Source organism: Streptomyces sp. NPDC093510, assembly GCF_040683555.1.
GTDB lineage: Bacteria > Actinomycetota > Actinomycetes > Streptomycetales > Streptomycetaceae > Streptomyces.
The window spans coordinates 21,002-27,245 of record NZ_JBFBEE010000051.1; the positions used below are offsets into that span (position 1 = coordinate 21,002).

The window sequence follows — 6,244 nt, forward strand, 5'->3', positions numbered from 1 at the left end:
AAAGTGGTCCGTAGGGCGGGACCCGCCCGGTCGGACACGGAGGTCTGATAGATGTGGAGCCCCCAAAAGACCCCCGAGCAGATACGGGACGACGGACATGAGCGCCCCAACTCCGGCCCCAGGCGACGAACGGCCGCGCGAAGGCTACTACCCCGACCCGTCCATTCCCGGATATGTCCGGTACTGGAACGGTGCCGCCTGGGTGCCCGGAACGAGCCGTCCCGCCCCGTCCGACGGCGAGCCGCTGCCGCCGCCGCCCGGCGTGACGACGCAGGCGCCCGCGCCCGGGTCGCCCGCGCCCGCGTCCGCGTCGTCCGCGCCCGCGTCCGCGCCCGCTGAGGAGACGGGCCCCGTCTTCTTCGACGAGGAGCCGCAGTTGGGCCAGTCCGAGCCGGGCCCTTCGACGGGGGCGATCGCGGCGGGACAGTCCGAGGCGCAGGCGGCGCCGGTGGACCAGCACGGTGCCAGGCCCGAACCCGCGTCCGCCTGGCAGGCCGACGCGGGACGGCAGACCGGACTCGGCGGCGAGCAGGAGCCCCGGATCTCCTGGGGCGGGACCCCGGAACGGCCCGACCCGCGCGTGCCCGGTGACGCGGCGCACCGCGCGGAGGCCCCCGGCGACGCCCGGCCCGCGCAGACCCCCGAGGCGGCCAGGACCCCCGAGCCTTCGCACGACGACAGCAACCCCGGCACGGTCACCATCCGCGCCATAAAGCCGGGTGCCGCCAAGCCGCCTGCGGGCGAGGGCACAGTGACGTTCCGTCGGCCGACCGGGCCGGTGCGGCCCGCCGCGTCGGAGGGTCCCGGCGTCACCGACGGCACGATGGCGATCCGCGCGATCCGGCCCAAGTCCGCGCGGCAGGGCGGCCGGAGCGACGCCACGCCGCCCTCCGTACCGCAGCAGGGCGGAGTACCCCCGCAGACGGCCACACCCCCGCAGACGGCCACGCCCTCGCAGACAGCCACACCCCCGCCGGCCCAGGCGCAACCCCAGCCCCAGCCCCAGCCCCAGCCCCAGCCTCAGCCCCAGCCCTCGGTGCCGCAGCAGGGTGGCGTGCCCACGCCCGTCACCTCCGGGCCCGGCGGCGGCTCGCCCTCCTGGGCGCAGCAGGTGCACCAGCTCGCCCAGTCCCCGGCCGCCCCCGCGGGCGCCGCGCCCGCCCCCGCACCGCAGGGCGAGGGCGAGGGACAGCCCGTCGTGCCGTGGAAGCCCGTCGCCGCCGACCCGTTCCTCGCGGTCGCGCAGGCCCAGGCCGCGGCCCGCCCCGCCGGCCTCGGCAGGCGCCTGGCGGCACGCCTCGTCGACAGCGTCGTCCTCGCCGTCGTCACCGGCGCCGCCGCCCTGCCGCTCGGCACCAAGGCCGCCGACCACGTCGACAGCAAGATCGACGCGGCGAAGCTCTCCGGCGAGAAGACCACCGTCTGGCTGCTCGACGGCACCACCGCCGGCTACCTCGGCATCGTCCTCGCCGTCCTGCTGCTCTTCGGCGTCGTGTACGAGGCGCTGCCCACCGCCAAGTGGGGCCGCACCCTCGGCAAGAAGGTGTGCGGCATCGAGGTGAGGGACATCGAGGAGCACGAGGCACCGACGTTCGGGGCGGCGCTCAAGCGCTGGCTGGTGTACAGCGTGCCGGGTCTGCTCGTGATCGGCGTCGTCGGCGTGCTCTGGTGCGTCTTCGACCGGCCGTGGCGCCAGTGCTGGCACGACAAGGCGGCGAACACCTTCGTCGCGGGGTGAGTGCCCCGGGGCGTGACCGCCGCCGGGTAACCCGGTCGGCCGCTCGCCGGATGCGGGGCCGGGGCCGTCGCGGTCGACTCGGGCCATGAGCACCGAACCGCCGCGGTACCCGTCACCGGACGACGACGACCCGTTCAAGAAGCAGCCGCCGCCGCAACAACCGCCGCCGCAGCAGCCTCCGCAGGGCGGCGGCTCTCCGTACGACACCCCGCCCCCGGGAGCGGGCGGCGGTTCCCCGTACGGCGCCCCGCCACCGCCCTACGACGGCGACCCGTACGGCGGCGGACCCGGTGGCTACGGCGGGCAGGACCCCCTCGCCGGAATGCCTCCGCTCGCCGACAGCGGCAAGCGCGTGCTCGCCCGCATCATCGACATGATTCTGGTGGGCATCGTCGTCGGCCTGCTGTCGTGGCTGTTCGGCACGTCGGAGTACGACATCGACCCGGACGAGGTGAACACGGGCAAGTCGTTCGGCCAGTCCCTGGTGGCCGCCGTGCTCTACATCGCGTACGACACCTTCATGATCTCCAGGACCGGGCAGACCCTGGGCAAGAAGTGGCTGGGGATGCGCGTCGCGAACCTCAACGACGGTGCCACGCCGTCCCTGCAGACCGCGCTGGCCCGCGCGGCCGTGCTCTGGCTGCCGTTCGCGTTCTGCTGTGCCTGCGTGTGGACGGTGATCTGTGGCGGCTGGAGCTTCTTCGACAAGCCCTACAAGCAGGGCCTGCACGACAAGGCCGCCAAGACGGTGGTGGTCAGCGCCTAGGCGCCGCGGCGTGCTGTGCCGGTACGCGGTCGCCGGCGGGGGCGGCCGCCGGCACGGAGCGCGCGACGGGTGCCGCGGGCCTTCCGGAGGGTTTGGGCAGGGGGACGGTCATGGCGACCAGTAAGCCGAGGCCGAGGGCGGCCAGGGCTATCACCGCGACGCCGACTCCCGAGGCGGTCTGGGAGAGCAGCAGCATCGCGAGGGTCGAGAAGATGACGGTCACCGAACCGTAGGTGATCTGTGCGGTGGTCGGACGTGGCATGGGACGCGGCATGACGTGATCCGTCCTCGGCAGTGATCCCCCCACGTCTTGTGGCCGTGGGGGCGGATGCGGATGTGTGAACGGCTGTTTACGAATCAAAGGGGGCTCGACGGCGGCGACTTGGGATGTGCCGCCTCGCGCGGTAGCGCACCGTCGATTGACTCTATTCCGCTCCATGCCCGACGGGAACGGGCGGTAAGCATGACCTAACCCACGGTGCCGCAGCACAGGGGGCGCACGGGTTCATGGCGTCCATCAAGTGGACGGTCCGGCGCGCCTGTTGGCGTTCCTCGTAAAGCAGTGCTCCGCGTCCGGATACCGGAGCCGGAAGTCTGCATAGTGCACTTGGCCTGTGCAAGTCAAGGTCTGTCTTTTCTCCCGCACTTCCGGTCGAATGTCGTCACTTGTGACGCGTACATCGCGCGCGGACCTCCTCCGACCGGGAATTTCGGTCCGCCATTTTCGCGCGGGCGCGGGGGAGGACAACATCAAGTGACAGTCAGAACACGGACGTTCAGAGCCACCGCGGTGGCCGTGGCGATGGCCGCGGCCGCCGCGACGTTCTCGGCGGCGACGGCCTCGGCCGAGGACGGCACCTCGGGCGCGCCCGCGGTCGACCGGCAGGACCCGTCGCGCACCAAGGCACACGTCGACCACGACCTCGAAGGCCCGTTCAGCAAGCAGCAGGCGCAGCAGCGCAAGGCCGCGTTGCAGCAGGTCGTCGAGGGTGACGCCAAGATCCAGCGGCGCGGCGGCTCCCAGGTCGTCAAGCTCGACGACAAGAAGTATGTCGAGCTGGGCCGGGAGAAGACCGACAAGATCTTCACGATCCTGGTCGAGTTCGGGAACAAGGTCGACGACACGACCATGTACGACCCGGACGGCCCCGAGGGCCCGGAGCAGCCGGTCAAGAAGTACGGCGGCAAGCCCGGCCCGCTGCACAACAAGATAGCCAAGCCCGACAGGGCGAAGGACAACAGCACGGCCTGGCAGAAGGACTACAACAAGAAGCACTTCCAGGACCTGTACTTCGGCAAGGGCAAGGACAGCAAGGGCAAGGCCAAGCACTCGCTGAAGACCTACTACGAGAAGACCTCCTCGGGCCGCTACTCGGTCGACGGCGAGGTCTCCGACTGGGTCAAGGTCGACTACAACGAGGCCCGTTACGGCTCGAACTACTGCGGTGACACCAACTGCGCCAACGTCTGGGACGCGGTCAAGGACGGCGTGACCGCCTGGACGAAGGACCAGAAGGCCCGGGGCCGCACGGACGCGCAGATCAAGGCGGACCTGTCCAAGTACGACCTCTGGGACCGCTACGACTTCGACAACGACGGCGACTTCAACGAGCCCGACGGTTACATCGACCACTTCCAGATCGTCCACGCGGGCGAGGACGAGTCGGCCGGCGGCGGCGCCGAGGGCGAGAACGCCCTGTGGGCGCACCGCTGGTACGCGTACGGCAACGACGCGGGCAAGACCGGCCCCGGCAACAACAAGGGCGGCGGCACCCAGATCGGCGACACCGGCATCTGGGTCGGCGACTACACGATGCAGCCGGAGAACGGCGGCCTCGGCGTCTTCGCCCACGAGTACGGCCACGACCTCGGTCTGCCGGACCTGTACGACACCACGGGCAAGGGCGACAACTCGGTCGGCTTCTGGTCGCTGATGTCGGCCGGCTCGTGGCTCGGCACCGGCAAGGACGCCATCGGCGACATGCCGGGCGACATGACCGCCTGGGACAAGTTCCAGCTGGGCTGGCTCGACTACGCCAAGGCCAAGGCCGCGACGGAGTCCGAGCACAAGCTGGGCGTCGCCGCGTACAACACCCGGCACCGCCAGGCGCTCCTCGTCGACCTGCCGAAGAAGTCCGTCACCACCACCGTCGTGAAGCCCACCGAGGGCTCCAAGCAGTGGTGGAGCGACCAGGGCGACGACCTCAAGAACACCCTGACGCGCTCGGTCGACCTGACCGGCAAGTCCAAGGCCGAGCTCTCGCTCGACGGCTGGTGGGACATCGAGGCCAACTACGACTACCTCTACACCGAGGTCTCGACGGACGGCGGCGCCAACTACACGCCGGTGGACGGCACCGCGGACGGCAAGCCGATCACCCGTGACGCCGGCGACAAGCCCGCGTTGACCGGTGTCTCCGGCGCGTACAAGAAGCTGGTCTTCCCGCTCGACGCCTACGCGGGCAAGAAGATCGACATCCGCTTCCGCTACGCCACGGACGGCGGCGCGGGCGGCAAGGGCTTCGCGGCCGACGCGCTCGCCATCACCGCGGACGGCGCCAAGCTGTTCGAGGACGGCGCCGAGGGCGACGACAACGGCTGGACGTCGAAGGGCTTCTCGCGCATCGGTGAGTCCTTCACCAAGAAGTACGACCAGTACTACCTCGCCGAGAACCGCCAGTACGTGTCGTACGACAAGACCCTGGAGGTCGGCCCGTACAACTTCGGCTTCTCGCAGTCCCGTCCCGACTGGGTCGAGCACTACCCGTACCAGACCGGCCTGATGGTCTGGCAGTGGGACACCTCGCAGAAGGACAACAACACCAGCGCCCACCCGGGCCAGGGTCTGATCCTGCCGGTGGACGCCCACGCCAAGCCGCTGAAGTGGAAGGACGGCACGGTTCTGCGCAACAAGATCCAGCCGTTCGACGCGCCCTTCAGCAAGTACGCGACCGACAAGTTCACGCTCCACAACGCGGACGTCGCGCTGAAGATCAAGTCCCAGAAGGGCGTCCCGGTCTTCGACGACCACAAGGGCACCTACTGGTACAAGGAGAACCCCACCGGAAGTGTGAAGGTCACTGACACCAACACTCAGATCAAGATCATCAAGCAGCCGAAGGATGGCTCGACGATCACGGTCCAGGTGGGCCCCTCCAAGAAGTAATTAGCGTTTACGCAGGTCAAGCCATGATCGGCCGTCGCCCCCTAGCGGGCGGCGGCCGATCGTGTTTAGGTGCGTCCTGTGGTTCTCTTATTGACGCGACGTTTCACGGGGGTGTGACAGAGCATGTCCGCAGGTGGTTTCTGCAAGCTGCCCAACGGCAGCGTGGTGGTGGCGCTGACACTGCCGAGCCCGACGCCGGGCGGCGGCACGGTCAGGATGATCGTGCACGCCCTGAACCGCGCGAGGGCCTTGACACGGCTGCGGAACCTCGGCCTGCGGGCGGTCTACCTCCGCGGTAACGCGGAGCCTCCCACGCCGGACGAGGTCACGGCGGTCCTGCACCATCCGGACGGCCTCATATGGCGCACGGCGCCGGACGACGCGGCGGAGCTGTGGCACCCGATCCGCGCCTTGCGGAGGCAGACCCGCTGCGCGCCGCGCCCCAGCGGGTCCGGGATTCCGTTCTGACGGCTCTCGTGTGTCCGCGGGTCCGCTGTGGCTGGTCGCGCAGTTCCCCGCGCCCCTGGGTCGTCCTCCTCGCCGCCCGGCCGAAGGTGCTGTCAGGGGCGCGGGG

General features: G+C 70.3%; 5 protein-coding genes. 4 read left to right on the plus strand and 1 reads right to left on the minus strand.

What is annotated here, in order from left to right; genetic code table 11:
- The first annotated feature begins 97 nt into the window (after positions 1–97).
- Together AB0N81_RS41410 and AB0N81_RS41415 are read left to right on the plus strand one after the other, a co-directional pair.
- Positions 98–1,738, plus strand: coding sequence for an RDD family protein (locus tag AB0N81_RS41410; RefSeq protein WP_365368010.1), 1,641 nt, complete (start codon positions 98–100; stop codon positions 1,736–1,738).
- Positions 1,739–1,823: 85 nt separating this feature from the next.
- Positions 1,824–2,504, plus strand: coding sequence for an RDD family protein (locus tag AB0N81_RS41415; RefSeq protein ID WP_365368012.1), 681 nt, complete (start codon positions 1,824–1,826; stop codon positions 2,502–2,504).
- Here AB0N81_RS41415 and AB0N81_RS41420 read toward each other — a convergent pair.
- Positions 2,494–2,766, minus strand: coding sequence for a hypothetical protein (locus tag AB0N81_RS41420; RefSeq protein ID WP_365368014.1), 273 nt, complete (start codon positions 2,764–2,766; stop codon positions 2,494–2,496). The two genes, AB0N81_RS41415 and AB0N81_RS41420, sit on opposite strands and share 11 nt — an antisense overlap.
- Positions 2,767–3,258: 492 nt before the next feature.
- Between AB0N81_RS41420 and AB0N81_RS41425 the strand changes: the two genes are divergently transcribed.
- On the plus strand, positions 3,259–5,670 hold the full coding sequence (locus AB0N81_RS41425; protein ID WP_365368016.1) for an immune inhibitor A domain-containing protein: 2,412 nt from the start codon (positions 3,259–3,261) through the stop codon (positions 5,668–5,670).
- Between the two features lie 123 nt (positions 5,671–5,793).
- The gene (locus AB0N81_RS41430) at positions 5,794–6,138 is read left to right on the plus strand and encodes a hypothetical protein (RefSeq protein WP_365368018.1); all 345 of its coding nucleotides are present in this window, start codon (positions 5,794–5,796) and stop codon (positions 6,136–6,138) included.
- The last annotated feature ends 106 nt before the right edge of the window (positions 6,139–6,244 follow it).

Bases quoted from the DNA above. Each gene is read 5' to 3' on its own strand.
- AB0N81_RS41410 (WP_365368010.1), top strand. From the start codon at position 98: ATGAGCGCCCCAACTCCGGCCCCAGGCGACGAACGGCCGCGCGAAGGC.
- AB0N81_RS41415 (WP_365368012.1), top strand. From the start codon at position 1,824: ATGAGCACCGAACCGCCGCGGTACCCGTCACCGGACGACGACGACCCG.
- AB0N81_RS41420 (WP_365368014.1), bottom strand. From the start codon at position 2,766: ATGCCACGTCCGACCACCGCACAGATCACCTACGGTTCGGTGACCGTC.
- AB0N81_RS41430 (WP_365368018.1), top strand. From the start codon at position 5,794: ATGTCCGCAGGTGGTTTCTGCAAGCTGCCCAACGGCAGCGTGGTGGTG.